Origin of the sequence: Pseudooceanicola sp., from assembly GCF_029213205.1 — a bacterium.
In the GTDB taxonomy this organism is placed as follows: domain Bacteria; phylum Pseudomonadota; class Alphaproteobacteria; order Rhodobacterales; family Rhodobacteraceae; genus Pseudooceanicola.
Genome location: NZ_JARGNH010000009.1, coordinates 50,333 through 77,114 on the forward strand (window position 1 = coordinate 50,333; position 26,782 = coordinate 77,114).

At 64.2% G+C, this 26,782-nt stretch carries 27 protein-coding genes; 14 read left to right on the forward strand and 13 right to left on the reverse strand.

Annotated elements, in window-relative coordinates; genetic code table 11:
- Positions 1-214: 214 nt before the first annotated feature.
- The 4 genes from P1U48_RS09170 (at position 215) to P1U48_RS09185 (ending at position 3,859) form a co-directional block, all read left to right on the forward strand.
- Positions 215-1,123 carry a MoxR family ATPase gene (locus P1U48_RS09170; RefSeq protein ID WP_301068668.1) on the forward strand — a complete coding sequence of 303 codons (909 nt, stop codon included), beginning with the start codon at positions 215-217 and terminating at the stop codon, positions 1,121-1,123.
- Between the two features lie 93 nt (positions 1,124-1,216).
- Positions 1,217-2,479 (forward strand): VWA domain-containing protein, encoded by a 1,263-nt coding sequence (locus P1U48_RS09175; RefSeq protein WP_301068669.1) that lies wholly within the window; start codon positions 1,217-1,219, stop codon positions 2,477-2,479.
- A 109-nt stretch (positions 2,480-2,588) separates the two neighbouring features.
- Positions 2,589-3,167, forward strand: coding sequence for a nitroreductase family protein (locus P1U48_RS09180; protein WP_301068670.1), 579 nt, complete (start codon positions 2,589-2,591; stop codon positions 3,165-3,167).
- Positions 3,164-3,859, forward strand: coding sequence for an EI24 domain-containing protein (locus tag P1U48_RS09185; protein ID WP_301068747.1), 696 nt, complete (start codon positions 3,164-3,166; stop codon positions 3,857-3,859). Before P1U48_RS09180 ends, P1U48_RS09185 begins: the two co-directional genes overlap by 4 nt.
- A gap of 19 nt (positions 3,860-3,878) precedes the next feature.
- On the opposite strand, the gene P1U48_RS09190 is transcribed toward P1U48_RS09185, so the two are convergent.
- Both P1U48_RS09190 and mce read right to left on the reverse strand, forming a co-directional pair.
- On the reverse strand, positions 3,879-4,154 hold the full coding sequence (locus tag P1U48_RS09190; protein WP_301068671.1) for a DUF1467 family protein: 276 nt from the start codon (positions 4,152-4,154) through the stop codon (positions 3,879-3,881).
- A complete protein-coding gene (gene mce, locus P1U48_RS09195) occupies positions 4,154-4,558 on the reverse strand; it encodes a methylmalonyl-CoA epimerase (RefSeq protein ID WP_301068672.1) in 405 nt (134 codons plus the stop codon). Before mce ends, P1U48_RS09190 begins: the two co-directional genes overlap by 1 nt.
- A 252-nt stretch (positions 4,559-4,810) precedes the next feature.
- On the opposite strand from mce, the gene P1U48_RS09200 reads away from it, so the two are divergent.
- The 3 genes from P1U48_RS09200 (at position 4,811) to P1U48_RS09210 (ending at position 7,404) form a co-directional block, all read left to right on the forward strand.
- Positions 4,811-5,785: an XdhC family protein gene (locus tag P1U48_RS09200; RefSeq protein WP_301068673.1), complete on the forward strand. Its 975-nt coding sequence runs from the start codon at positions 4,811-4,813 to the stop codon at positions 5,783-5,785.
- Positions 5,782-6,795 carry a molybdopterin-binding protein gene (locus tag P1U48_RS09205; protein WP_301068674.1) on the forward strand — a complete coding sequence of 338 codons (1,014 nt, stop codon included), beginning with the start codon at positions 5,782-5,784 and terminating at the stop codon, positions 6,793-6,795. The genes P1U48_RS09200 and P1U48_RS09205 overlap by 4 nt, the downstream gene beginning before the upstream one ends.
- A 123-nt stretch (positions 6,796-6,918) precedes the next feature.
- Positions 6,919-7,404 (forward strand): (2Fe-2S)-binding protein, encoded by a 486-nt coding sequence (locus P1U48_RS09210; RefSeq protein WP_301068675.1) that lies wholly within the window; start codon positions 6,919-6,921, stop codon positions 7,402-7,404.
- Between the two features lie 117 nt (positions 7,405-7,521).
- On the opposite strand, the gene infC is transcribed toward P1U48_RS09210, so the two are convergent.
- The 4 genes from infC to P1U48_RS09230 all read right to left on the reverse strand — a co-directional run bounded on the left by infC (position 7,522) and on the right by P1U48_RS09230 (position 10,098).
- Positions 7,522-8,064: a translation initiation factor IF-3 gene (infC, locus tag P1U48_RS09215; protein ID WP_366142873.1), complete on the reverse strand. Its 543-nt coding sequence runs from the start codon at positions 8,062-8,064 to the stop codon at positions 7,522-7,524.
- Between the two features lie 127 nt (positions 8,065-8,191).
- Positions 8,192-8,653 carry a PaaI family thioesterase gene (locus tag P1U48_RS09220; protein WP_301068676.1) on the reverse strand — a complete coding sequence of 154 codons (462 nt, stop codon included), beginning with the start codon at positions 8,651-8,653 and terminating at the stop codon, positions 8,192-8,194.
- 75 nt (positions 8,654-8,728) lie between these two features.
- The gene (locus P1U48_RS09225; RefSeq protein ID WP_301068677.1) at positions 8,729-9,406 is read right to left on the reverse strand and encodes a 3-oxoacid CoA-transferase subunit B; all 678 of its coding nucleotides are present in this window, start codon (positions 9,404-9,406) and stop codon (positions 8,729-8,731) included.
- A complete protein-coding gene (locus tag P1U48_RS09230) occupies positions 9,403-10,098 on the reverse strand; it encodes a 3-oxoacid CoA-transferase subunit A (RefSeq protein ID WP_301068678.1) in 696 nt (231 codons plus the stop codon). Before P1U48_RS09230 ends, P1U48_RS09225 begins: the two co-directional genes overlap by 4 nt.
- A gap of 160 nt (positions 10,099-10,258) precedes the next feature.
- Between P1U48_RS09230 and P1U48_RS09235 the strand changes: the two genes are divergently transcribed.
- The 5 genes from P1U48_RS09235 to P1U48_RS09255 all read left to right on the forward strand — a co-directional run bounded on the left by P1U48_RS09235 (position 10,259) and on the right by P1U48_RS09255 (position 17,128).
- Complete coding sequence (locus P1U48_RS09235) at positions 10,259-12,349, forward strand: 3-hydroxyacyl-CoA dehydrogenase NAD-binding domain-containing protein (protein ID WP_301068679.1); 2,091 nt, start codon at positions 10,259-10,261, stop codon at positions 12,347-12,349.
- Positions 12,349-14,013, forward strand: a complete 1,665-nt coding sequence (locus tag P1U48_RS09240) for an AMP-binding protein (RefSeq protein ID WP_301068680.1) — start codon at positions 12,349-12,351, stop codon at positions 14,011-14,013. The genes P1U48_RS09235 and P1U48_RS09240 overlap by 1 nt, the downstream gene beginning before the upstream one ends.
- 9 nt (positions 14,014-14,022) lie before the next feature.
- Positions 14,023-15,216 carry an acyl-CoA dehydrogenase family protein gene (locus P1U48_RS09245; protein WP_301068682.1) on the forward strand — a complete coding sequence of 398 codons (1,194 nt, stop codon included), beginning with the start codon at positions 14,023-14,025 and terminating at the stop codon, positions 15,214-15,216.
- 9 nt (positions 15,217-15,225) lie between these two features.
- Positions 15,226-16,332 (forward strand): acyl-CoA dehydrogenase family protein, encoded by a 1,107-nt coding sequence (locus P1U48_RS09250; protein ID WP_301068683.1) that lies wholly within the window; start codon positions 15,226-15,228, stop codon positions 16,330-16,332.
- A gap of 115 nt (positions 16,333-16,447) precedes the next feature.
- Positions 16,448-17,128 carry a nitroreductase gene (locus P1U48_RS09255; protein WP_301068684.1) on the forward strand — a complete coding sequence of 227 codons (681 nt, stop codon included), beginning with the start codon at positions 16,448-16,450 and terminating at the stop codon, positions 17,126-17,128.
- A 77-nt stretch (positions 17,129-17,205) separates the two neighbouring features.
- Here the strand turns inward: P1U48_RS09255 and P1U48_RS09260 are convergent, their stop codons facing one another.
- The 7 genes from P1U48_RS09260 to P1U48_RS09290 form a co-directional block, all read right to left on the reverse strand.
- On the reverse strand, positions 17,206-17,544 hold the full coding sequence (locus P1U48_RS09260; protein ID WP_301068686.1) for a TfoX/Sxy family DNA transformation protein: 339 nt from the start codon (positions 17,542-17,544) through the stop codon (positions 17,206-17,208).
- Positions 17,545-17,554: 10 nt separating this feature from the next.
- On the reverse strand, positions 17,555-19,384 hold the full coding sequence (gene ilvD, locus P1U48_RS09265) for a dihydroxy-acid dehydratase (protein WP_301068687.1): 1,830 nt from the start codon (positions 19,382-19,384) through the stop codon (positions 17,555-17,557).
- A gap of 79 nt (positions 19,385-19,463) precedes the next feature.
- Positions 19,464-19,589, reverse strand: coding sequence for a hypothetical protein (locus tag P1U48_RS09270; protein ID WP_301068688.1), 126 nt, complete (start codon positions 19,587-19,589; stop codon positions 19,464-19,466).
- A gap of 158 nt (positions 19,590-19,747) precedes the next feature.
- Complete coding sequence (locus P1U48_RS09275) at positions 19,748-20,107, reverse strand: GIY-YIG nuclease family protein (protein WP_301068689.1); 360 nt, start codon at positions 20,105-20,107, stop codon at positions 19,748-19,750.
- Positions 20,108-20,172: 65 nt separating this feature from the next.
- Entirely contained in the window at positions 20,173-21,159 is a 987-nt protein-coding gene (locus tag P1U48_RS09280) for a nitronate monooxygenase family protein (protein WP_301068690.1), read from the reverse strand.
- 236 nt (positions 21,160-21,395) lie between these two features.
- Entirely contained in the window at positions 21,396-21,593 is a 198-nt protein-coding gene (locus P1U48_RS09285) for a hydantoinase B/oxoprolinase family protein (protein WP_301068691.1), read from the reverse strand.
- A 260-nt stretch (positions 21,594-21,853) separates the two neighbouring features.
- Positions 21,854-23,785 carry a hydantoinase/oxoprolinase family protein gene (locus P1U48_RS09290; protein ID WP_301068692.1) on the reverse strand — a complete coding sequence of 644 codons (1,932 nt, stop codon included), beginning with the start codon at positions 23,783-23,785 and terminating at the stop codon, positions 21,854-21,856.
- Between the two features lie 162 nt (positions 23,786-23,947).
- Between P1U48_RS09290 and P1U48_RS09295 the strand changes: the two genes are divergently transcribed.
- Together P1U48_RS09295 and P1U48_RS09300 are read left to right on the forward strand one after the other, a co-directional pair.
- Positions 23,948-25,303: a hypothetical protein gene (locus P1U48_RS09295; protein ID WP_301068693.1), complete on the forward strand. Its 1,356-nt coding sequence runs from the start codon at positions 23,948-23,950 to the stop codon at positions 25,301-25,303.
- A 111-nt stretch (positions 25,304-25,414) separates the two neighbouring features.
- Complete coding sequence (locus tag P1U48_RS09300) at positions 25,415-26,707, forward strand: ABC transporter substrate-binding protein (RefSeq protein ID WP_301068694.1); 1,293 nt, start codon at positions 25,415-25,417, stop codon at positions 26,705-26,707.
- The last annotated feature ends 75 nt before the right edge of the window (positions 26,708-26,782 follow it).

The following is a 26,782-nucleotide window of genomic DNA, read 5'->3' on the forward strand; positions in this document are numbered from 1 at the left end:
TGATCCCGGATGCCATATTTCTGCCTGTCGCCATCTGTCGGGGGTGACCCGTTATTGTTTGGCCAAAGAATGGCAGCGGTGCCGGGCCGCGTCAATTGCCCCGGCGCGGGCAGGCCGGGCGCGTGGCAATTCAGCATATGGCGGTTTCACTGCGGTGGGTTGACTATAACCGCCCCGAATGCAGGCTGGCCCTCCGGAGCAGAGCGAGGGCCAGATGGCATATCCGACAAGCATTGACGCGACCCAGGACATGCTGGCCGGGCAGGGCTATGTCGCCGCGCGCGCGCTCAGCACCGTGACCTTTCTGTCGCTGACCCTGGCCCGGCCGCTGTTTCTTGAGGGCGAGGCCGGCACCGGCAAGACCGAGATCGCCAAGACCATTGCGACATCCCTGGGGCGCGACCTGATCCGGCTGCAATGTTACGAGGGGCTTGATACGGCCTCGGCGGTCTATGACTGGAATTTTGCTGCCCAGATGATCGCCATCCGCACCGCCGAGGCCACCGGCCAGGCCGATGCCGAGATCCTGAATCGCGACCTCTTTGGCCCGAATTTCCTGATCGAACGGCCGCTGTTGCAGGCGATGCGCCCGCATGAAAATGGCCCGCCGGTGCTGCTGATCGACGAGATCGACCGCGCTGACGAACCGTTTGAGGCGTTTCTGCTTGAGGCGCTGTCGGAGTTTCAGGTCAGCATTCCGGAAATCGGGGTGATCCGGGCGCCTGAGCCGCCGATCGTCATCCTGACCTCGAACCGCACCCGCGAAATCCATGACGCGTTGAAGCGCCGCTGCCTGTACCATTGGGTCGATTACCCGGATTTTGCCCGCGAAATGCAGATCCTGCGCGCCCGGGTTCCCGAAGCCTCTGATCGCTTGTCTCAGGAGGTCACCGCCTTTGTGCAGCGGCTGCGCGCTGCCGATCTGTTCAAGAAACCCGGCGTCGCCGAAACCATCGATTGGGCAAAATGCCTGCTGGCGTTGAATGCGGTGGCACTGTCGCCGCAGCTGATTTCCGACACGCTCGGTGCGGTGCTGAAATACCAGGATGATATCGCCCGGATGGAAGGCTCCGAAGCCGCCCGATTGCTGGATGAGGTCCGCGCCAGCCTTGGCCCGGTCTGAGATGCCCCAGCGGCTTCCTCTGGTCAGAAATATCCTCGGGGGGGCCGCCCGCAGGGCGGTGGGGGGCAGACAGCCCCCCGCAAGGGTGCCGCAATGACCACGGCATCCACTGAAGCCGCCACTTTGCCGCAAGCGCCGCGCCTGGCTGACAATATCACCCATTTCGCCCGCGCCCTGCGCCATGCCGGTCTGCCGATCGGGCCGGGCCGGGTGCTGGACGCGGTGCAGGCGGTGGCGGTGGCCGGGTTCAGCGAACGCGAAGATTTCTACTGGACCCTGCAGGCCTGCTTTGTCTCGCGCCCCGATCACCGGGCGATTTTCGATTCCGTGTTCCGGCTGTTCTGGCGCGATCCGCGGCATCTGGAGACCCTGGTCGCGGTGATGGCACCGGCTCTGCGCGAGGCGGCGCCGCGCCCGCCCGCCGCCGCCGAAACCCGCGCCGCCGAGGCGCTGCTGGCCGGGCTCAGCCCGGACCAGGGGCCAGAGGATAGCGCCCCCGATCCCAAGGTCGAATTGCAGGTCGATGTCAGCGACACCGCCTCGGCGCGGGAACGGCTCAAGACCCTCGATTTCGATCAGATGACCGGGGCGGAAATGGTGATGGCACGGCGGATGATCGCCGACCTGGCGCTGCCGGTGCGCCCGCTGCCGTCGCGGCGCCGCCACCCGGCAGTGAGCGGGCGCATCGACCGGGCGCAGAGCCTGCGTGCTGCCCTGCGCCAGGGCGGCGAGCTGCAGGCGCCGCGCCGCCATCGTCCGCGCGACCGCTGGCCAGATCTGGTGGTGCTTTGCGATATTTCCGGCTCGATGAGCCGTTACAGCCGGATGCTTTTGCATTTCGTTCATGCCATCGCCAATGCCAGGGGCGCCGGCTGGGCCCGGGTCCATGCCTTTACCTTCGGCACCGAGCTGACCAATATCAGCCGCCACATGCGCCATCGCGACGTCGATGCCGCGCTGCAGGCGGCGGGGACCGAGGCCCGCGACTGGGAGGGCGGCACCAGGATCGGCACGGCGCTGCATATCTTCAATCGCGACTGGTCGCGCCGGGTGATGGGGCGGGGCGCGGTGGTGATCCTGGTCACTGATGGCCTTGATCGCGGTGACCCGGCGCAGCTGATCGCCGAGGCCGAGCGGCTGCAGCTTTCCGCCCGCCGGGTGATCTGGCTGAACCCCCTGCTGCGCTTCGACGGGTTCGCGCCGCGCGCCCGCGGCATCCGCGCCCTGCTGCCCACCGTCGATTGTTTTCTCGCCGGGCATTCCGTCGCCTCGCTCGAAGCCCTGGGGCGGGCGCTGGCCCAGGCCGGGGATAGCGGCCAAAGGGGCAAATTCCTGGCCGCTCTGCGGGCGCCCTGATCACCCAGTCCGCTTGGCGATGACAGCCGCGCCGCCGCGCCCGGTGATCCGGCCCCTTGACCGCACCCTTCTGAACGCCGACATAAACCGGGCCTGACCGGAGATCCGCATGCCCGAACGCAACCCAGCCGCCCTCGACTTCCTGCTCAGCCGCAGATCGCGCCCGGCCAAGACCCTGACTGCCCCGGCACCGGAGCGCGCCGCGCTGGAAACCATCCTCACCGCCGCCGCGCGCAGCCCCGATCATGGCAAGCTGGAGCCCTGGCGCTTTATCGTGCTGCAAGGCGCCGCCTTGACCCGGCTTGCCGACCTGGCCGCCAGCCGTGGTGCGGCTCTGGGCAAGGACGCCGGTGACATCGCCAAGGCGGTCGATCAATTCGCGCAATCGCCGCTCGCCGTCGTGGTGGTCGAAAGCCCGGTGGACAGCCCGAAAATCCCCGCCCTGGAACAGACCTATTCGGCGGGCGCGGTGGCGCTGGCGCTGCTCAACGCGGCGCTGGCCTCGGGCTTTGGCGCCAATTGGCTGACCGGCTGGGTGGCGCATGACCGCGATTTCGTCACCGCCGGGCTGGGCCTGGCTGGCGCCGAACGGGTCGCGGCCTTTATCCATATCGGCACTGAAACCGCCGCGCCGCCGGAGCGGCCGCGCCCCGATCTGGAGGCCAAGGTGACATGGATCTCCCTCTGATCTTTCGGGCCTTTTCCCTGACCCTGTCGCAGGTCGGCGATCCGCGATTTCGCCGGGTGCTGCTGCTTGGCATGGGGCTGACCTTTGCACTGCTGGTGGCGGTCTTTGCGGCCTTCCTGCTGCTGCTGAACTGGTGGATCGGTCCCGAGGCGGTGATTCCGTTGGTCGGCACGGTCACCTGGCTGAACGATCTGCTGACCCTGACCAGCTTTTTCGTGATGGTGTTCCTGTCGGTGTTCTTGATGGTGCCGGTGGCCTCGGCGATCACCTCGATGTTTCTCGACGATGTCGCCCAGGCGGTGGAGGATGTGCATTATCCGACCCTGCCGGAGGTCCCCCGTCAGCCGCTGGGCGATGCGATCCGCGACACGCTGAATTTCCTCGGGGTGCTGATTGGCGCCAATATTCTGGCGCTGGTGCTCTATGCGCTTCTGGCCCCGCTGGCGATCTTCATCTTCTGGGGGCTGAACGGCTTTCTGCTGGGACGCGAATATTTCACCCTGGCGGCGATGCGCCGGGTTGGCCGGGTCGAGGCGCGCCGGTTGCGCCGCCGCCATATCGGCACCATCTGGCTGGCCGGGGTACTGATGGCGATGCCGCTGTCGATTCCACTGGTCAACCTGGTGATCCCGATCCTCGGTGCCGCAAGCTTCACCCATCTGTTCCACGGGCTGGAAGGGCAGCGGACCTAGGTCGGTCCGGTCCGGCGACTCAGCTGGGCGGGCCCATCCGGTTGTAGAAATCGAGATCGCGAATGCTGATCCAGCCGGAAAGGATGATCCCGGCGGCGATGGCCCAGAGCACGATGGTCACCCCGGTGGTGATCCAGATTTTCTTGCGCAGGTGATGCACCTCCGGGGCGCCGGATTGGGTGCCCTTGGTCACCTTGCCAAGATCGGCCTGGGTGCGAATCCGCATCGGCGCGATGATCAGCAGCACCAGAAACCAGATCACCGCGAACAGGACGATGGCCGATGTCGGTCCCATCAGACCTGTTCCAGTTCGACGAGACAGCCGTTGAAATCCTTGGGATGCAGGAACAGCACCGGTTTGCCGTGCGCGCCGATCTTTGGGGTGCCATCGCCCAGCACGCGGGCGCCGGTCGATTGCAGATGGTCGCGGGCGGCGAGGATATCCTCGACCTCATAGCAGACATGGTGAATGCCGCCCGAGGGATTCTTGTCGAGAAAGCTCTGGATCGGCGAGCCTTCGCCCAGCGGATACAGCAGCTCGATCTTGGTGTTGGGCAGCTCGATGAACACCACGGTGACCCCGTGATCCGGCTCATCCTGCGGCGCGCCGACCTTGGCTCCGAGGGCGTGACGATATTGGTTCGACGCGGCCTCCAGGTCGGGCACGGCGATGGCGACATGGTTCAAACGACCGATCATGGCATATCCTTTTCTCTACCCCGCCCTTATGCGCAGGCGCGCCGTCCGGTTCAAGCGCTGCCACCGCGACCAATCTGCGCGCTCTGGCTCGGGGCCAATCTCCGCCCCCCGCTTCCTCTGGTCCAAAATATCCCGGGGGTGAGGCCAGGGGCCGAGGGGGCAGCGCCCCCTGACCCAAGTCGCCACCGCCGCGCCATTTTGGGGCAGACACCGCCCGGCCACATGCTAGGTTCCACCCCGGAGGACCCGATGATGGACCGTTTTGACGATATGCCCGAACAGGCGCTGGCCTGGCACCGCGCCGGACGCGGTGCGGTTCTGGCCACGGTGATTGAAACCTGGGGCTCGGCGCCGCGCCGGACCGGATCGATGTTGGCCATTTCCGGCGACGGGGCGCTGGCGGGATCGGTCTCTGGCGGCTGCGTCGAAGGCGCGGTGGTCGGCGAGGCGATCGAGGCGCTGGCCGATGGCGGCACAAGGCTGCTCAGCTATGGCGTGTCGGATGATGACGCCTTTGCGGTCGGGCTGGCCTGCGGTGGCACCATCCGGATCCTGGTGCAGCCGATCGGCCCCGAAAGCGGCCTCAGCGAAACGCTGCTTGCCGATCTCTGCGCCGCGCGCGCCGCCCGGCGCCCGGTGGCGCTGGTTTCGGATCTGGAGGGGGAGGCACGTCATCTGGCCGGACCGCAGGATTTCCCCGAACGCTTCCGCGCCGATCGCTCAGGGCTCGAGGCGGACGGGCGCCATGTGGTGGTGATCCACAACCCGCCGCTGCGGCTGATGCTGGTCGGGGCGGTGCATATCGCCCAGGCGCTGGTGCCGATGGCGCGGATCGCAGGCTATGACTCGACGATCATCGACCCGCGCCCGGCCTTTGCCGCCGAGCATCGCTTTCCCGGCGAGGTGATCCGTGATGACTGGCCCGATCTGGTGCTGGCCGAGCTGGGCATGGATGCGCGCAGTGCGCTGGTGCTGCTGACCCATGACCCCAAGATCGACGATTCCGCCCTGAGCCTGGCACTGACGTCTGACTGTTTTTACATCGGTGCCCTCGGCTCCACCCGCACCCATGCCAAGCGCGTCGCGCGGTTGCAGGCGGCGGGGCATGATGCGGCCGCGATTGCCCGGATCCACGCGCCGATCGGGCTGAACATCGGCGCCGCCGACCCGGCAGAGATCGCGGTGGCGATCCTGGCGCAGATGACCCAGGTGCTGAGGCAGGCATGAGGTTCGGCCCGGTTCCCACGGCGGCGGCGGCGGGCGCGATTCTGGCGCATTCCGTCGCGCTGCCCGGCGGGCGACTGCGCAAGGGCCGGGTGCTCAGCACCGCGGACATCGCTGCACTCAGGGCTGCCGGCCTGGCCGAGGTGATCGTCGCCCGCCCTGATCCCGGTGATGTCGGCGAGGATGCCGCCGCCGCCGCCATCGCCGCGGCGCTGGTGCCTGATCCCGAAGGGCAGGGGCTGCGGCTGAGCGAGGCCTTTACCGGTCGGGTGAACCTGATTGCCGAAGCGCCGGGGGTGATCCTGCTCGACCCGGAGCGGTTGCTGGCGCTGAACCGGATCGACCCGATGCTGACCCTGGCCACGCTGCCGCCGTTTCAGCAGGTTGGCAGCGGCCAGATGGCGGCGACGGTCAAGATCATCGCCTATGCGTTGCCCGGCGCGCATCTGGAGCGCGCCCGCGCGGTGCTGGCCGGGCCTCCTGCAATCCGCCTGGCACGACCGGCCCATGCGACGGCGCGGCTGATTGTCACCGAAATCGACCGTGGCGCCGGGGCCAAGGGGGTCGAGGCGGTGCGCGCCCGCCTTGCCGCCCTGAACATCACCATGGGCGACCCGGTCATGGTGCCGCATCGCGCCGCGCCGCTGGCCGAAGCGCTGCGCGAGGCTGACGAGGATCTGCTGCTGATCCTGACCGGATCGGCGACCTCGGACCTTGAGGATGTCGCGCCGCAGGCGCTGCGGCTGGCGGGCGGGCAGGTGGATCGCTTTGGCATGCCGGTCGATCCCGGCAACCTGCTGTTTCTTGGCGCGCTCGGGCCCCGCCCGGTGATCGGATTGCCGGGATGTGCCCGATCTCCGGCGCTGAATGGTGCCGATTGGGTGCTGGCGCGGGTCGCTTGCGGACTCCCGGTCAGCCTGGATGACATCGCCGCAATGGGGGTGGGCGGGTTGCTCAAGGAAATCCCGACCCGGCCACAGCCACGCGACCGCCGCCGCCGCCGCGAGGAATGACAGAGGCCCGACACAGGCTGACACAGGCATCATGCAGGGCCGCAAAAGGCAGATCGCCTCTTTTCCTCGCCCGCGCCGCATGGTTTACTTAACTTGGAATACCGTTTTCGAAGAGGATCAGCGATGCCCAGAATCAGCATGAAGGTGAATGGCGACACCGCCGAAGGTGACGTCGAGGGTCGCACGCTGCTGGTCGAATTTCTGCGCGATTCCCTACGCTTGACCGGAACCCATGTCGGCTGTGACACCTCGCAATGCGGCGCCTGCACGGTGCATGTGAACGGCATCCAGGTGAAGGCCTGCACGATGTTCGCCGCCGAGGCCGACGGCGCCGAGGTGCTGACCATCGAAGGGCTGGCGGATGGCGACACCCTGTCACCGATGCAGCAGGCGTTTCAGGATCATCACGGGCTGCAATGCGGGTTCTGCACCCCGGGGATGATCATGGCCGCTGAGGCGCTGCTCAAGATCAACCCCAAGCCCAGCGAAGCCGAGGTGCGCGATCACCTCGACGGCAACCTTTGCCGTTGCACCGGCTATCATAACATTGTCAAGGCCGTGCTGGCGGCCTCGGGCCAGGATGTGAGCGCGCTGACCTCCGCCGCCTGAGGGCGGCAGGGTCGCAGCGCAGCCTGAGCCCTGAGCAACGGACATGAAAAAGCCCGGTCGCCTGAATGGCGCCGGGCTTGTCGATTCAATGGTCTGGCGGCTGTCAGCGCGACGCGATCAGCGCGCCGGGCCGATCATCATCACCATCTGGCGGCCTTCCATGCGGGGCATGTTTTCGACCTTGCCGACGTCCTGAACGTCTGCGGCCACCCGTTCCAGCAATTCACGGCCCAGGTTCTGGTGCGCCATTTCACGGCCGCGGAACCGGAGGGTGATCTTCACCTTGTCGCCGGCCTCAAGAAACCGGAACACATTGCGCATCTTGACGTCGTAATCGTTGGTGTCGGTGTTGGGGCGAAACTTCACCTCCTTCACCTCGATCGTCTTTTGCTTTTTGCGGGCTTCGCTCTCACGTTTTTGCTGTTCGTATTTGAACTTGCCAAAATCCATGATCTTGCAGACCGGAGGTTCTGCATTCGGGGAAATCTCAACCAGATCGAGCCCGGCTTCTTCGGCCATTTCCATCGCACGGGCGGGGGTCACCACGCCGACGTTCTCACCCTCCGCGCCAATCAAACGGATTTGGCTGGAACGGATTTTCTCATTGATACGAGGGCCGGTGTCACGCGTCGGAGGCGCGTTGTGGGGTCTGCGAGCCAGTTTTTCACTCCTTCAGTGGTGCTGGATATGGTAGCGCAAGGTAGTGCCGCCAGCGCCCGCTTTCAAGCGGCAATCGGCGCTGGAGCGAATGCAGCTGGGCGCCGGAACCGGGCAATCGGCGCCGGCCTCACTCAGGGTCCATCGGCACACCCTTCGGATCGTCGCTGCCGCGCATGTATTTAAAGGTGCCAATGGCATGGGCGCAGAGGTTGCCCTGGTCATCGTACACTTCGCCAACAGAGGAATAAATCGTTCTGCCTGAGCGGGTTACCCGGGATTCTATGTGCAGTTTTCCGGATTTGGACATGCCGACATAATTCACCGTCAGCGACAGGGTCGAACATTTGCGGATGCGGCCGGGATACGGACAATACAACCCAGAGCCGGTGCAGGCGCTGTCCAGAACGGCAGCATAAACCCCGCCATGGGTGAATTTCGCCTTGTTCATGTGATAAGGCTGCAGGTCGATCTCGCCCTTCAGAAAGCCTTCGCCGCGCTCGACAATGCGAAACCCCATAAGCTGGTTGAAGCCGCCGAGCTTATAGATGCCGTCATCGGTCCCGGCGGCGTGTGAGTCGTCGTCTTTCATGTCTGTCCTTCGCAATCGGCGCGCCCCGAAAGGACGCGCCGATTTAAGTTAGAGTATCAGTGCAGTGATTTGAAATTACGCGGCTTTGGTCAGGTCCGGCATGGTGCCGCAGCCATCGGCAAAGCGCAGTTTCGCGCCCGTACGGGCCTGCAATTCCTCGGCGGTCATGCCATCGATCATCTCGGTCACCAGGAACCCGTCCTTGGTCACGTCGATCACCGCCAGATCGGTATACACCCGCTTGACGCAGCCCATGCCGGTCAATGGCATGTCGCAGGTTTCCAGCAGCCGCGCGGCACCGTCCTTGGAGTTGTGCTGCATGATCACCCAGATTCGCTGGGCGCCGACGGCCAGGTCCATGGCGCCGCCGACCGAGGCGATGGGATCGTCGTTGTCGCGGCTCCAATTCGCCAGATCACCGTTTTGCGCCACCTGGTAGCCGCCGAGACAGCAGAGCTCCAGATGGCCGCCACGGATGATGCCAAAGCTCATCGCGTGGTCGAAGATCGACGCCCCTGACAACATGGTGATCGGCTTTTTCCCGGCGTTGACAAGGCTTTCGTCCTCTTCCCCTTCAGGCGGGGTCGGACCCATGCCGAGGATGCCATTTTCAGAATGGAGCAGGATATCGCGGCCTTCGGGCAGGAAATTGGCGACTTGCTCGGGCATGCCGATGCCAAGGTTGACGTGCCAGCCGTCGTCGATGTCCTGGGCCAGTCGGGCGGCAATTGCCTCTCGGGTCAACGGTTTCATGCGGCTACTCCCCATTCGTTCTCGGCCACGGGCCGACATTGGATCAGACGGTTGACGCAGACGCCCGGCGTGACAATCGTGTTCGGCTCCAGCGCGCCGAGTTCGACGATTTCGTCGGCCTCGATGATGCTGACATCGGCCGCCATCGCCATCAAAGGCGAAAAGTTGCGCGACAGGTTCTTGTAGGTCAGATTGCCCCAACGGTCGGCTTTATCGGCGTGGACAAGGGCATAATCCGCGTGCAAGGCTGTTTCAAGAACGTAGCCTACGCCGTTGAATTCCCTGGTTTCCTTCCCTTCGGCCAGTTTGGTGCCATAGGCAGTTGGCGTATAGAACGCCGGAATGCCGCAGCCCGCGGCGCGAATCCGTTCGGCCATGGTGCCTTGCGGGTTCACTTCGACGGTGAGCGAGCCTTCGCGCACCCAGCGGGTGATTTCGGCACCCAGATCTCCGCGCGGGAAGGAACAGGTCAGCTTGCTGATCATGCCAAGGCGGAACAGCATCGCCAGCCCGGTAAAACCGTTCCCGGCGTTGTTCGAAATGACGTGCAGGTCCTTCACGCCTTTGTCGATCATGCCTTTCAGCAAGTAGTTTGGCCGTCCCGCGTCACCAAACCCCGACACCATGATTGATGCGCCATCCTGGATCCCGTCCAGCGCCACCTCAATCGTTTCACATCTGCGATCCAGCATCGCTCCTCCCTCACGTTTTGCCAATGGTTCTGTCTTTTGACCCGGTGGTCAACGCGTATTGACGCGCTGTCCCGAGCTTTCTAGCCTGATCGATAGCGCAGAACGGCCTTCCGCAACGCGGAATGGTATGCCGTCCTGAGCGTCAGGGAGGAATATAGCCGTGTCAGAAACCAAGGTCACCATCCAAAAGGATGGGGAAGTCGCCATCATATCCATCGCAAGCCCGCCGGTGAACGCTCTGTCCGGGCGGGTCCGACAGGGGATTTGGGGGCATCTTCAAGCCGCGCTTGCGGACCCGGAAATCAAGGCAATCGTGCTGGCGGGCAGTGCCCGTGCCTTTTCCGGCGGCGCCGATCTGACCGAGTTTGGAAAGAGCACATTGGAGCCGGGTTTGAACCCGCTGATCGACGGCATCGAGGCGGCGGAAAAACCAGTGGTCGCGGCGGTCGAGGGGCTGGCCTATGGCGGTGGCTTCGAGATCGTGCTCGGCGCCCATTATCGGGTGTTGGGGCCGAAGGCGACGCTGGCCTTGCCCGAGGTCAAGATCGGGATCATTCCGGGCGCTGGCGGCACCCAAAGGCTGCCACGGCTGATCGGGCCAATCGCCGCCCTGGCGCCGATTGTCACCGGCGATCCGATCACCGCGCAACAGGCGCTTGATCTGGGCATTGCCGATGCGGTGGTTCAGGGTGATGTGATCGCTGAATCAATTGATTTTGCACGGAAAATTGCCGACAACCGGCCGTTGAACCGGATCTCGCAGAACGACGAATTCGTACGCGGAGTCGATCAGGCCGAGTTCGAGGCCGAGGCCAGCCGGCTGCTGTCTCGCAGCCGCAAGCTGAAGGCGCCGCAGGGCTGTGTCGCGGCGGTGCGGGCCTCGATGACGCAGTCCTTTGAGCAGGGCATGGCGACGGAACACGAGGTGTTTCACGAACTGCGCGAAAGTGATGAATCCAAGGCAATGCGGCATCTGTTTTTTGCCGAACGCGCCGCGTTGAAACTGCCCGGCGTGGCCAAGGCGACCGCACCCCGACAGGTCGAGAAAATCGCGGTGCTGGGGGCCGGGACCATGGGTGGCGGGATCACCATGTCGATGGCCACCGGCGGCTATGATGTGACCATCATCGACCTCGATCCGGCGGCCCTGAAACGGGGTCTGGACATCATCGAAAACAACTACCGCAAGACCCAGGCGCGCGGCGGCTTTACCGAGGCCGAAGTGACGGCTGCGTTGAGCCGGATCCACGGATCGACAGATTTCGAGGATGTGAAAAATGCGGATATGGTGATCGAGGCGGTGTTCGAGAACATGGATCTGAAGAAACGGATCTTTGCCGATCTCGACCGGCTCTGCAAACTCGGCACGGTGCTGGCCTCGAACACCTCGTCGCTGGATTTGGATGAGATCGCCAGCGTCACCAAACGGCCCGAGGATGTGATCGGGATGCATTTCTTTTCCCCGGCCAATGTTATGAAATTGCTTGAGAATGTGCGTGGAGCCAAGACGGCCCCCGAGGTTCTGGTGACCGCTAATGCGGTGGCTAAGCGGGCGGGCAAGGTGCCGGTGACGGTTGGTGTCTGCAATGGCTTTGTCGGCAACCGGATGGGGGCCAGCCGCGGGCGGCAGGTGCATGCGCTGATGCTGGAAGGCGCGATGCCGCAACAGATCGACCGGGCGGCCACCAGCTTCGGATTCGCGATGGGGCCGCTGGCGACCAATGATCTGGCGGGACTCGACGTCGGTTACTTGGTGCGCCAGGAGCGCGGCGAGGTGATGGAGATCCCCGACGCGATCGTCGAAAAGCTGGGCCGCAAGGGGCAAAAGACCAAGGCGGGCTTTTACCGCTATGAGGAGGGGTCGCGCAGCCCGATCCCGGATCCCGAGATCGAGACGCTGATCAGCGATATCCGCCGCGACAAGGGCTTTACCCCGCGCGCGTTCAGCGATGACGAGATTGTCGAGCGACTGATCTTTCCGCTGATCAACGAAGCTGCGCAGATTCTGGACGAAGGCATCGCCACACGGGCCAGCGACATCGACCTGATCTATATCAACGGCTTTGGCTTTCCGCTCTGGACCGGCGGGCCGATGGCCTATGCCGACCGGGTCGGGGTGGCCGAGGTGGCCAGCAAGCTGGCGCAATATGCCGAGATGGCGGGCAGTGATGAGCTGAAACCGAAACCGTTGCTGGCGCGATTGGCCGCGGAGGGCCGCAGCTTCGCAGATTTCGATAGGGAGCGTGGCTGATGAACACCCATGCACCGATCTGGGCTCAGCAGTTTCGTCCCGCCGTCGATCCGTTCTTTCAGCCCGAAAAGATTTGCCTCAACGGCATGCTCAAGCGCGCCTTTGATCAATGGGCCGATATGTGTCAGTTCGAATATTACGGACAGACATATACTTACGCAGAAATGCGGCAATTGGCGGCGCAGGTGGCCTCGGCGTTGAAAGCCGCCGGGATCAAGCGCGGCGACCGGGTGGCGCTGCATTTGCCCAATACCCCCTGGCATCCGATCTTTTTCTTTGGCGTGATGGCGGCTGGCGGGGTTGTCACCCATCTGTCGCCCTTGGATGCCGAGGCCGAGATTGCCCATAAGGTGCATGATGTTGGCGCCAAGATGGTGATTTCACTGTCGACCCCGGAATTCGCAGAGCGCTTTACCAAACTCGTGCAAGATCCTGACTTTCCACCTATCTATCTCTGCGACGATCCGATTTCGGCGATGGGTCGACCTTGCCCGGTGCCCGAGTCAATGCAGTCGGCCAGCGCGCTTCTGGCTGGACATGAGGGCGCGGTTTACGACCCGCCGATGATGCGGCTTGATGAATTGGCGTTGCTGCAATTCACCGGCGGCACCACCGGCGTGCCCAAGGCGGCGATGCTGACCCATGGCAATCTGAGCGCCGCCGAGCAGACCTACAACCACCTTTCCGCCGCCGATCCCGGGGCCGAGCCGGGCAAGCCGGGGATGCTCTATGCGCCGCTGTTCCACATCATGGGGCTGACCAGCGCGATGCTGAAACGCACGATGGAGGGTGGCCGGATGCATCTGCGGCTGCGCTTTGACGCGGCCTCGGTGATTGACGACGTGGAAAAGCACCGGATTGCCAGCCTTAGCGGGGTGCCGACCACTTGGATCGCCATCATGCAGCTTCCCGATATCGACAAGCGGGATCTGTCCTCCGTCGAAAATGTCAGCTCGGGCGGTGCGCCGCTGCCCCGCGAGGTGTTCAACCGCATTCGCGACCTGACCGGGCTCAAGATCGGCGGCGGCTGGGGGATGACCGAAACTGCGTCGAACGGCACCTCGGTGCCGCGCGATTTCCCGGATGAGAAGCTCGGGACCATCGGTATTCCGTTGCCGGGGATGGATATGGCGATTGTCGATCTTGAGGATCCGACCAAGCGCCTGGCCACCGGCGAACCTGGCGAGATCATCATCAAGGGCCCCGCCGTCACCATCGGCTATTGGCAGAACGAAGAAGAGACCCGCAACGCCTTTGTCGATGGTTATCTGCTGACCGGCGATATCGGCTACATGGATGAGGACGGGTATTTCTATATCGTCGACCGGAAAAAAGACCTGATCCTGTCCGGCGGCTTCAACGTTTATCCGTTGTCGATTGAAAACGCGATCCATATGCATCCGGATGTCGCCGAGGCTTTGGTCATCGGGGTGCCCGATGTTTACCGAGGGGAAAGCGCCAAAGCTTTCGTATGTCTGAATAATGGCGCCCATCCGTTTACCCTGGAGGAATTACAGGGTTTTCTTGCGGACAAGTTGGGACGGCATGAAATGCCGAGATTCCTTGAATTCCGCGATGAGCTGCCACGCACATCTGTGGGCAAGGCGTCGCGCAAGATGCTGAAAGACGAAGAACGAGCAAAAAAACAGGCCGAAGGGGCCTGAGGAGGAAAGATGGACCTGAAGTTTACCCCTGAAGAGGAGGCCTTCCGTCAGGAAGTGCGCGACTTTATCGACGCCAACCTGCCCGCGGAAACCCGCGAGCACCTCAAGTTGGGCAATGCGCCGACCAAAGAGATGACGGTGCAATGGCAGAAAATCCTGAACAAAAAGGGCTGGGCGACGCCGCGCTGGCCCGAGGAATGGGGCGGGCCGGGTTGGTCGGTGACTCAGCAGTATATCTTCCAGCAGGAAAACCAGAGCGCCCCGGCGCCTGATCCTTTGGGCTTTGGCGTCAATATGGTTGGCCCGGTGATCATCCAGTTCGGCAATGAAGAGCAAAAGAAGCGCTTTCTGCCGGGAATCGCCAATCTTGACGATTGGTGGTGTCAGGGCTTCTCCGAACCCGGCGCCGGATCGGATTTGGCTGGTCTGAAAACCCGCGCGGTGCGTGATGGCGATCATTGGGTCGTCAATGGTCAAAAAACCTGGACCACGCTGGCCCAGCACGCCGATTGGATTTTCGCACTGGTGCGCACCGATCCGGACGTGAAGAAACAGGAAGGTATCTCGTTCCTGCTGATCGACATGAAAAGCCCCGGTGTTGAGGTCCATCCGATCCAGACCATGGATGGCGGCCACGAAGTCAACTCGGTGTTCTTTACCGATGTCCGGGTGCCTGCGGAAAACATGGTGGGCGAGGTCAACAAGGGCTGGACCTATGCCAAGTTCCTGCTTGGCAACGAACGCCTAGGCGCGCCGCGGGTCGGCTCCAGCATGGCCAAGCTGGAAGAGCTGAAAGAAATCGCCAAATCCCGCATCGTGCGGGGCAAGCCGCTCTGGGATCATCCGCGGTTCCGCGACAAGTTTGTCGAGGCCCAGGTCGAGCTGAAGGCGCTTGAGATGACGGTGATGCGGGTGCTGTCGGGGATCGAAGCCGGGGCGGATCAGTCCAAGCCCGATCCGGCGACTTCGGTGATCAAGATCAAGGGCGCCCAGATGGTGCAGCGGATGACCGAACTCTATGTCGAGGCGGCCGGCGAACAGGCGGCGCCATGGCTCGACGCAGAGGGCGCCAATGCCCAGGTCGGCCCGGATTGGACGATCCGCGCCGCGCCCAACTATTTCAACATGCGCAAGTCGAGCATCTACGGTGGCTCGGATCAGGTGCAGAAGGGGATCATCTCCAAAGCGATCCTTGGACTGTGAGGTAAGACAATGAACTTTGAACTGAATGACGAACAGCGGATGCTGTCCGAAAGCCTGACGCGTTTCCTTGCAGACCGTTATGATTTTGAAAAGCGCAACAAATACATGGCGCTGCCCGAAGGCTTTGATCGCAAGATCTGGCAAGGCTATGCCGATATGGGCCTGTTTGCGCTGCCGTTCCCCGAGGATGAGGGCGGCATCGGCGGCACCCCGACCGAAACCATGCTGGTGGGCGAGGCGATGGGCAATGCCAACACGCTGGAGCCTTGGGCCGAAGCGATCGCAATCGCACCGGCACTGCTGGCGTCGGCCTCTGCTGCGCAACGCGCGGCGATTGCCGAGGGCATCATCTCGGGCGCGCATGTGCCGACCTGGGCGCATCTGGAACCGGGGATGATCGAGCGTGACGAGCCGCTGAAAACCCAGGAAAACGGTGGCAAGATTTCGGGCAGCAAGACCGTGGTGTCCTATGGTGCCGAGGCCGATCTGATCTTTGTCACCGCCGTCGACGGCGCTGGTGCGGTCGGCATCTATGTGGTGCGCAAGGGGGCCGAAGGGCTTGAGACTCGCAGCTACCGCACTCAGGACGAACAGCGCGCGGCGGAGCTGACCTTTGATGGCACTCCGGCGGAAAAGCTGACCGGCGGGATTGCCGCGGACAAGGCCATTGCAGTGGCGGAGTCCAAGGCGCTGGCGGCGACCATCGCGGAATCCCTGGGTGCGATGGAGCAGGCGATCGACCTGACCGTCGAATACATCAAGGGGCGCGAACAATTTGGCCGCCCGATCGGCACCTTCCAGGCGTTGCAGCATATCGCGGCGCAGGGCGTGGTCGAAAAGGAACAGGTCAAATCAATGGCGATGTATGCCGCGCTGATGTGTGAGGATGCGGATGAGCAGACTCGCGACCTGGCGCTCTCCACCGCCAAGGTAAAGATGTGCGATGCCTCGCGCTATGTCGGGCAGATGTCGATCCAGCTGCATGGCGGGGTCGGGATGACGATGGAATATTCCATCGGCCACTACTTCAAGCGTCTGACGATGCTGGAAATCGCCTGGGGTGACCGGGATTTCCACATGGACCGTCTCTGTGCGGCAGGCGGGCTGGCGGCGTAACGCCAGGGGAAAGGTTTTAACCAAGACTTTTCAAAAAAACTTTGGCGCGGCTGGTCACGGTCGCGCCAAATCGGCAGGGTGCGGATGCATCAAACAGATCCAAAAGGCAGGGCCAATGAATATCGACCAGACCATGCAGGAGCGGCGCAGTATTCGCGGCTTTCAGAAGAAGCCGGTGTCGCGCGCCCTGATGGAAGAGGTGCTGGCGCTGGCCAATTGCGCGCCGTCTTCGATGAACACCCAGCCCTGGCATTTCCATGTCCTGACCGGCGCGCCGCTGGAAAAGGTGCGTGACGGCAATACCGAACGGATGTTGGGCGGAGTACCGCCAAAGCGCGAGATTCCCAGCCATGGCACCTATGAAGGCATCCACCGCGACCGCCAGGTCGAGATCGCCAAACAGCTGTTTGCCGCGATGGGCATCGCCCGCGAGGATGCCGAACGTCGCCAGGATTGGGTGATGCGCGGGTTCCGGCAATTCGACGCACCGGTCTCGGTGGTGGTGACCTATGACCGGGCGTTGAACGACCACGGACCGGTGGCGATTTTCGACGCGGGTGCCGCCACCTACGGGCTGGTGCTGGCGGCCTGGTCGCGCGGGCTGGGCGCGGTGATCAACGGCCAGGGCATCATGCAATCGCCGGTGGTGCGCGAACATGCGCAGATCCCCGAGGATGAGGTCATTCTCACCTGTGTCGCCCTGGGCTGGCCGGATGAGGAATTCGCCGCCAATTCGGTGAAATCGGTGCGCCGGGACGCGGCTGAGGTCAGCACATTCCTCGGCTTTGAAGACTGAGATCAACGGCTAAGATCAACAATGCGCTCCCCGCTGTCTGAAAATGGCGGGGAGACGCCATTGGCGGGCAAGCGGGCTCAGCCCCGGTTGCGCCCGACCCCAAGGGCGTCGAGTTCCCTTTCGATGCCGATGGGTGCCGTTGCCGATTGCTTGGCTTGCGCCTTCAGCCCGTCAAAGCGCAGCCTGAGCGCGGCTTTTTCTTCAGCCGTGCAATCGTTCCAGGGGCGGCCCTGAAGACCCATGACCAGTGCATAATAACCAATGAAATGGGCAGAGCCGCCGGCGTGCAGATAGGCGAGATAGCCCTGATCCGCGCCGATCTCGCGCAGCTGCGCGGCGCTGGTGATCCCGGCGCGGGCGAAATCGCGCACCGCCGCCGGGCCGAGGTTGGGAATGGTCGAAACCGGGTCGTCCATTCCCGGAGGCTCAGATTTGCCGCACGGCCCCTTTGGCCGCGCTGGTGGTCAGGGCGGCATAGGCGCGCAACGCCCCGGTGATCTTGCGCTTGCGCGGTTTCGCCGGGGTCCAGCCCTTGGCCTCCTGTGCCGCGCGCCGGTCGGCCAGAACCGCGTCATCGACGGCCAGGTGGATTGTCCGGTTCGGGATGTCGATCTCGATCAGATCGCCCTGTTCGACCAAGCCGATGGTGCCACCTTCGGCCGCTTCCGGCGAGACATGGCCGATCGACAGCCCCGAGGTGCCGCCAGAAAACCGCCCGTCGGTGACCAGCGCGCAGGCGGCGCCCAGGCCTTTGGATTTCAGATAGGAGGTCGGGTAGAGCATTTCCTGCATCCCCGGTCCGCCGCGCGGCCCCTCGTAGCGGATCACCACCACATCGCCGGCCTTGACCTTGCCGGTCAGGATCGCGCTGACCGCGTCATCCTGGCTTTCCACCACAAAGGCCGGGCCCGAGAATTTCAGGATTGAATCGTCGACCCCGGCGGTTTTGACGATACAGCCCTCTTCGGCGAGATTGCCGTTGAGCACGGCCAGCCCGCCATCCTGGGAAAACGCATTGGCCTTGTTGCGGATCACCCCGGCCACCCGGTCGGTGTCGACGGCTTCATAGCGGCGCGATTGCGAAAACGCGACCTGGGTTGGCACCCCGCCGGGGGCGGCGGAATAAAACTCATGCACCGAATTGCTGGTGGTCTGGGCAATGTCCCATTGCGCCAGAGCCGCCGCCATCGTTGGTGCATGCACGGTGGGCAGAGAAGTATCCAGCAGCCCGGCGCGGTCCATTTCGCCGAGGATTGCCATGATCCCACCGGCGCGATGCACGTCTTCCATATGCACATCCGCCTTGGCGGGCGCGACCTTGCACAGGCACGGCACCTTGCGGCTGAGGCGATCAATATCCTCCATGGTGAAATCCACCCCGCCCTCATGGGCGGCGGCCAGCAGGTGCAACACGGTGTTGGTGGACCCGCCCATGGCGATGTCGAGGCTCATGGCGTTCTCAAACGCGGCAAAGGACGCGATCGAACGCGGCAGAACCGAAGCATCGTCGTTTTCGTAATAGCGTCGGCACAGATCGACGATCAGATGCCCGGCCTCGACAAACAGCCGCTTGCGGTCGGCATGGGTGGCGAGAGTCGAGCCATTGCCGGGCAGGGATAGCCCCAGCGCCTCGGTCAAGCAATTCATCGAGTTGGCGGTGAACATGCCAGAACAGGAACCACAGGTCGGGCAGGCGGCCTCTTCGATGGTCTGCACCTCGGCGTCGGAATACTTGTCATCGGCTGCGGCAACCATGGCATCGACCAGGTCCAGCGCCTGTTCCTTGCCGTTCAGCACCACCTTGCCGGCCTCCATCGGCCCGCCAGAGACAAACACCACCGGGATGTTCAGCCGCATCGCGGCGTTCAGCATGCCCGGCGTGATCTTGTCGCAGTTGGAGATGCAGACCATGGCATCGGCGCAATGGGCGTTGACCATGTATTCGACGCTGTCGGCGATGATTTCACGGCTGGGCAGGGAATAGAGCATCCCGTCATGGCCCATGGCGATGCCGTCATCCACCGCAATGGTGTTGAATTCCTTGGCCACGCCGCCGGCCGCCTCGACCTCGCGGGCCACCAGCTGACCCAGGTCCTTCAGATGGACATGGCCGGGCACGAATTGGGTGAAGCTGTTCACGATAGCGACAATCGGCTTGCCGAAATCGCCATCCTTCATGCCGGTTGCGCGCCAAAGGCCACGGGCTCCGGCCATGTTGCGGCCATGGGTGGAAGTGCGGGAACGGTAATGCGGCATCAGATGTCCTCCTGTCGTCGGGCATCCTATACCAGCTTCGGCGCCGGATGCCATCGCATCCAGCGCCTGAAATTCAGCCTCAGATCGCCGCCCAATCGGTATAGCGCTGCGGTTGCGGGGTGCTGGCGCCCGGTTGGGTCGTCGGGGAGGATTGCTGGCCCTGTTGCTGTTGTGGCTGTGCGGGCTGCGTGGTGTTCGGTGACATCGGATTCGCCTGTGATCAAACCGGGGATCATCCCCCGAATGCGGCGGCATTTGCGCCCGGCCCGGTGAAATTGCAAGCCTTCGATTTCCGCAACACGTTCACATGCGCGCGACACCGCCGAACTGTGACGAAAACCCCCGGCGCCCGGTAACAAATTGTCAGATCGTCTTGGCCGCAAGCGTCTCGCTCCAGGCGGCGCGCCGCTCCTTCAGGGCGCGTGGACGCGCCACTGGCTCGACCTCGTCGCCAAGCGTTTCCAGCACCTCGAACGCGATGGACTCAGCCCCCTCATCGGTCCAGGCCGCCTGCAGGTCGCGCTGCGGGTGATTGCCACCACGCAGGGAAAAGCTCTGGCGATTCCATATCGTATCAAGGTCGCTGGCGGATCCGACCCAGATCAGCCCGCGCGCCGCACACCGCAGCGCGTAGATGCCAGCGCGGCGCTTTTCCTCGCCCCAGGCGGCGACGGCGGCTTTGCGCTCGGCCTTGCTCACCGGAGGGGTGCGATTTGCCGTCATTTCCGTATTCCTCAAGCTTCAGGAAAGCGGGAGGCGCCAGGGTATTTCCCAGGCGCCCACCGTCGTTACTTCTTCCAGCCGAGCTGGCCGCACAGCCGCTGTTGCGCGGCTTCGAATTCATCCGCCAGCCGGTCGATCAGCACCGTCGTCGGCACCACCTCCTTGACCAGGCCAATGCCCTGGCCGGATCCCCAGATGTCCTTCCAGCGTTTCTTGCGCTCGGTGCCTTCGGCGAAATTCATCGCCGCCGGGTTGGATCCGGGCAGGTTGTCGGGATCAAGCCCGGCGCGTTCGATCGAGGGGCGCAGGTAATTGCCCCAGACACCGGTGAAATCGTTGGAATAGACGATGTCGCTGGCGCCATGCGTTGTGATCATTTCCTTGTAACCGGGCACCGCATTCGCCTCTTCAGTGGCGATAAAGGCCGACCCAGCATAGCCACCATCGGCGCCCATCGCCAGCGCCGCCAGGATCGAATCGCCCTTGGCAATCGCGCCGGAGAGATAGAGCGGCCCATCGAACCATTCCCGGATCTCCTGGATCAGCGCCAAAGGTGACAGCGCCCCGGCATGGCCACCGGCCCCGGCGGCCACGGCGATCAGGCCATCTGCGCCTTTCTCGATCGCCTTGTGGGCGAATTTGTCGTTGATGACGTCATGCAGGACGGTGGCGCCGACCGAATGCGCCGCCTCATAGACCCATTCCTGCGCCCCCAGCGAGGTGATCCAGACCGGCACCTTGTGCTTCACGCAGAGCTCGACATCGCGCTCCAGCCGCCCATTGGTGCGGTGCACGATCTGGTTGACCGCATAGGGTGCGGCGGGCCGGTCCGGATTGGCCTGGTTATGGGCGTCCAGCTCGTCGGTGATCCGGGTCAGCCATTTGTCCAGCTCGATCTCTTCGCCTTCGGCCTCGCGGGCATTCAGCGCCGGAAAAGAGCCGACGACACCGGCCTTGCATTGCGCCAGAACCAGATCGGGATTCGAGATGATGAACAGCGGGCTTCCGATCAGCGGAATACGCAGATTTTGCAAAACTGGCGGCAGTGCCATGTGATTTCCTCCTAGGATCATTCGCCTTGCGGAAAGAGGTTCCGCAACAGGCAGGCGGCTACACTATCGCCCCTGTCAGGGGTTGCAATCGCTTCTTCCCCCCCCTTCGGCTTTCACTCGGGCGACCACCCTGGCCTCTGCGCCCGCGCCGATCTTCATCTTGCCAAAAATATTCCGGGGTCCGGGGCAGCGCCCCGGCGCTCAGCCAAGCCGCGCCCGCGCCGACCGCCGCGGCATCAACCGTGCCACCCACCGCCAGCACCACACCGAACAAGCTCCGCGCCATCCTCGGCGGCGTAAATCCCGTCCGAGCGGTCATTGGCCTCGGCGATCACCAGCGAGAATGCGGCGCGGGAAAACGACAGGTCCATTTCGTCGCAGACCTGCTGCAGCCCGGCCTGAATGACGGAGAGGGTAATCGGGTCGAGACTCATGATTGCATCACCTTTCGGACGGCAGTGCCCGATCGCCGGGGGGGGGCGGTCGGGCGCTGCCTGTGCCGCAAGCCGCACCGGCGGTCTGTTTGGCAACCGAACCGCAAATGCGGCAGACATGCGCATGTCTGCGGCCTCCCGGCGGCTCCGCAGGTGGTTCGGGCATTCGGGCGGGTTCTCGCCCCGCCAGCGCCCTCCACCACCCCCATCGGCGCGATGCCGAGGTGATCCCGATGTCTCACCGATGCCCCGCAGCCCGATCATGCCGCCCCGCCAATCGTCACCAGGATATTGCCGATCGCATCGCCCTCGGCCCGGTCGCCGGGCGGGATCAGGATGGTGGTGTCCATCTGTTCGATCACCGCCGGGCCGTCGATCACCGCCCTGAGCGGCAGCGCTTCGCGCTGATAGATCGGTGTCGCCTGCCAGGTGCCATCGAACGACACCTGCCGGATGTCGCGCTGCGCCTCGGCCAGGGTCGCGCGCCGCCCCGCCGCCGGGATCAGCGTCGCCAGGTCAAACCCGCGGCGTTCGCCAATGACCGAGCAATTCACATTGACGACCGCCGCCCGGATCGAGTCGAGCCGCACCCGGAACCGTTGCCAATAGGCGGCCTCGAACCGGGCCTGCAGCGCCTCGCGGCTGATCTCGGGCCCGTCCAGATCGACCCGCAGCAGGTGGGTCTGGCCGATGAATTGCATGTCGAGCGAATAGAGCGCCCGCACCCCGGTCAGTGGCAGGGTCTCGCGCGCGATCAGGGCGCGGCCCTCGGCGGCCTGGGCCTGCAGCACCGCGCTGAGCGCGTCCATATCGAGCTGGTCGAGCGGGCGGTTCAGCGTGGTCACGAAATCATGGCGCAGATCGGCGACCACACAGCCCAAGGCGTTGGTGATGCCGGGGCGGGCCGGGATCAGCACCCGGGGAATGCCCAATTCGCGGGCCAGGGCGCAGGCGTGCAACGGCCCGGCACCGCCAAAGGCGAAGAGGGCAAAATCGCGCGGGTCGACGCCCAGCGACACCGACACCATGCGGATCGCCCCGGCCATCTTGACATTGGCCAGCCGCAGCACCGCATCGGCCGCCGCTTCTGTCGTCACGCCCAGCGGGTGGCCCAGGTGTTCGTCAAAGATCTGACGCAGGTGATCCAGGCTGACGCCGCCTTCGACCGAGTTCAGCCGCGCCGGATCCAGCCGCCCGAGCAGCAGGTTGGCATCCGAAATCGTCGGCAATTCACCGCCCCGGCCATAGCAGATCGGCCCCGGCGCCGCCCCGGCGCTGTCCGGCCCAACCTCCAGCAGACCGGCGGCATTGACCCGCGCGATCGAGCCGCCGCCCATGTCATAGGTGATCAGGTCGCCGATCCCCGCCGCCCGCCCGGTATAGGCCGCCGCCATCACCCCCGAGGCCGGGCCGGACATCACCGTCTTGGCCGCCTCGCGCGCCACGTTGGCCGCCGAAACCATGCCGCCATTGCCATTCATCACCAGCAGTTCCCCGGCATAGCCCGCCGCCGCCAGCCGGTCTTTCAACCGGGTGACATAGCGGTCCAGCAGTGGCTGCACCGAGGCATTGACCGCCGCCGTCACCCCGCGCTCGAACTCGCGGCTTTCCGACAGCAAGGCATGGCCGAGGGTGATGTGCGAATTGGGCCAGAGTTCGCGCAGGATCTCGGCGGCGCGCAGCTCATGCGACGGGTTGGCATAGGCGTGCAGGAAATGCACCACCACCGAAACACAGCCTTGATCCAGCAGCGCCTGCGCCGCCGTTCCCAGTGCCACCTCGTCCAGCGCGGTCACCACCCGGCCCTGGGCATCCATCCGTTCGGGGACCTCGAGGCGCAGATCGCGCGGGATGATCGGGCGAAACACGCCCTTCATCCCATAGGCCTGTGGCCGGGTGCGTCGGCCCAGTTCCAGAATGTCGCGAAATCCGGCGGTGGTGATCAGCCCGGTGCGCGCCAGCTTGCGCTCAAGCACCGCATTGGTGGTGGTGCCATGCACGATCAAGGCGCAACGGCGCAGATCGGCCCCGGCCGCGTCCAGCGCCGCGATCACCCCGTCGGCCTGATTGGTCGGCGTGGTCGCCACCTTGGCCAGCCGCACCGCGCCGCTGCTCGGGTCGCAGAGCACTAGATCGGTGAAGGTGCCGCCGACATCGACGCCAATGATCTGATCGGCTCTGCGCTGGGTCATCGCTTGCCTCGTATTGTTGGTGTGCAAATGATTTGCCTGCCAGGGGCGAGGTGTCAATTGCGGCGTTGCCTGGCATTGCCGGGTGCCGGGCGATTGTTGAGGCTTGGAACCGGGGCGCGAACCGGGCTAGATCAACGGATGCGGCGGATTTGTGCACTCATATTGTTGATTTCAGCCCTGATACCGGGGGCCGCCCTGGCGCATGCCTCCGAAGGCGGATTCGTGCTGTTGCTGCCGACCGGCCTCTATGCGGCGGGCGGAGTCACGGTGGTGGTTCTGACGGTGCTGCTGGTGGCGCTGCTGCCGGGGCGACAGAGCCTGGCGCTGTTTCGCCCGCTGCCGCTCTGGCGCGCTGCGCCGCGGGTTCGGGCGGGCTGGATCAGTCTGCTGGTGCTGGCGATCCTGGCCTGGGCGGTGATCCAGGGCTGGGTCGGCGAACAGGATCCGACCCATAATCCGCTGCCGCTGATCGTCTGGACCGGGGGCTGGGTGATCCTGCTGCTGATCCAGGCGATTCTGGGCGATGTCTGGCGGGCGCTGAATCCCTGGACCGGGCTCTGGTGGCGGCTTGGTCGTCCGGCGCCGCTGCGCTATCCGGCGGCGCTGGGGCATTGGCCCGCAGTGGTCGGGCTGCTGGCGCTGGCCGGGTTTCTGCTGGCCGATATCGCCCCCGCCGCGCCGGGGCGGCTGGCCTGGGTGGTGGCGCTCTATTGGGCGCTGCAAATGTTGGGGCTGTGCCTGTTCGGGCTGCCCTGGTTGCTGCGCGCCGAGGCGATCACCGTCATGATGCGGGCCTATGTCGGGCTGAGCCTGCTGGGCCGCAGCCGGGGCAGGCGGGCGATCGGGCTGAGCGGCTGGCGCCGGATGGCGCAGCAGACGCCGCCGCCCGCCGGGCAGGCGGTGTTCATCCTGCTGATGCTGGCGATTGGCAGCTTTGACGGGGTGAACGAAACCTTTTGGTGGTTCGCCCGGATCGGGATGAACCCGCTGGAATTCACCGGCCGGTCAGCGGTGGTCTGGCAAAGCCTGGGCGGGCTGGCCCTGGCCTGTCTGCTGCTGGTCGCGGTGTTTGCCGCCACCACCCGCGCCGGTCTGTGGCTGCTGCAGAGCACGCTGCCGCCGGGCCGGGTGATCCGCCTGTTGGTGCCGAGCATCCTGCCGATTGCCCTGGGCTATCACCTGGCGCATTACCTGCCGGTTCTGCTGGTCGAGGGGCAATACCTGGCACTGATGCTGAATGACCCCATGGAGACCGGCGTCAATCTGCTGGGGCTGGCGGGCGCACATGTGACGACCGGGTTCTTCAACACCCAGGCGACGGTACGGGTGATCTGGCTGACCCAGGCGGGGGCAGTGGTGTTTGGTCATGTGATCGCGATTCTGATGGCGCATGGGCTGGCGCTGCGCCTGTTCGAAACGCCGCGAAAGGCGGCGTTATCGCAAATTCCGCTGGCCATTTTCATGGTGCTCTACACGATTTTCGGACTTTGGCTGCTGGCCTCGCCACGCGGTGTTTGACCCATGGTAAAACTCTGGACAACCATGTCTGGGGGGGCGAAACTTGTTCATCCCCGGTCAGACGGGACATGCGATCACCGCCAAGGATCAATTCCAGAAGGATTGCCTGCCATGACAAAATCCACTGATCACCCGGTTTCCACCTCGCGCCGCACGGCGCTGAAGACTCTGGGCGCCGTCGGGGCCGCTGCCACGCTGCCGCTCTGGTCGCGCTATGCCCAGGCCCAGACCAGCGAACCGATCCGCATCGGGTTCCAGAAACACGCGACCGGCATCGGCGCCGCCTATGGCCGCTGGTATGAGCGCACCACCGATGCGGCGGTCGCCAAGATCAACGCCGAGGGCGGGATCAATGGCCGGATGGTCGAGCTGGTGACCGAGGATGATGGTACCGACCCCAAGCGCGGTGCCGAAGTGCTTGAAAAATTTGCCAATCAAAGCAAATGCGATGTCGCATTCGGCACTCTGTACAGCCATGTGGTGATCGGTTCTGCGCCGCGCGCGGCTGAGCTGAAGCTGCCGTATTTCGTGGTCTCCGAAGGCCATCATGTCGCCTCGGGCATTCTCAACCGCTGGACCGTGCAGCCGGGCATCACCGATGTGAAAAGCCAGGTGCAGGCGATGGCGCCGTTTGTGAGCAAGACGCTCGGCAAAAAGGTCACGATGATCTATCCTGACTTCGCCTTTGGCTATGATCACCGCGACAATTTCTCGGCGGCGATGAAGGCGCAGGGCGGCGAGGTTCTGGAAATGATCGCAGTGCCGCCGACCGAAACCTCGTTTACCAAGTATTTCCCCAAGATCCCCCGCGACACCGAGGTTCTGTATCACGTCATGGTCGGCCCTGCGGTGCTGACCTTTGTCAAGGAACTGGGCGAATTCTTTGGCCCGAACCGGCCAGAGCTTTTCGGCTTTATCGACAGCCTGGAAGCGGTCGATATGGCCTCGCCCGGCCTGGAATTCCTGGAAGGCACCTATTTCTGGGAAGGCATGCCGCGGTATCTGCAGCCGGACACCCCGGATTACGTCAAGACCTACCGCGACGCGGTCGGCATCGACGCCAATGGCGCCTCGGTCAATGATGCCAAGGACGTGTCGACCGCCGCGCATATGTTCGGCTGCTGGGAAACCCTGCATGTCATCAAGGCCGGGATGGAGGCGTCGGGCTATGTCGGACCGAAGGACCGGCAAAAGCTGATCGAAGCGGTCGAGGCAATGAGCGTGATGCCCGCCGGGCTGGCACATCCGCAGGGCGGCAAGCTGTTCAATGGCAAGACCCACCAGGTGTTCGGCCCGCAATACATCAGCCAGGTCGAGAACGGCAAATTGGTGGTCAAGCACACCGCCGCGATCACCGACACGCTCTATGCGGATGAGGTGGATTACACCGCCCAGAGTTTCTGAAGCCTCGGGCGCGGCCGTGTCGCGTGCCGTATCGATGCGCTCCGGCCCACCGCGCGGCGTGGTCTTCCATCACAT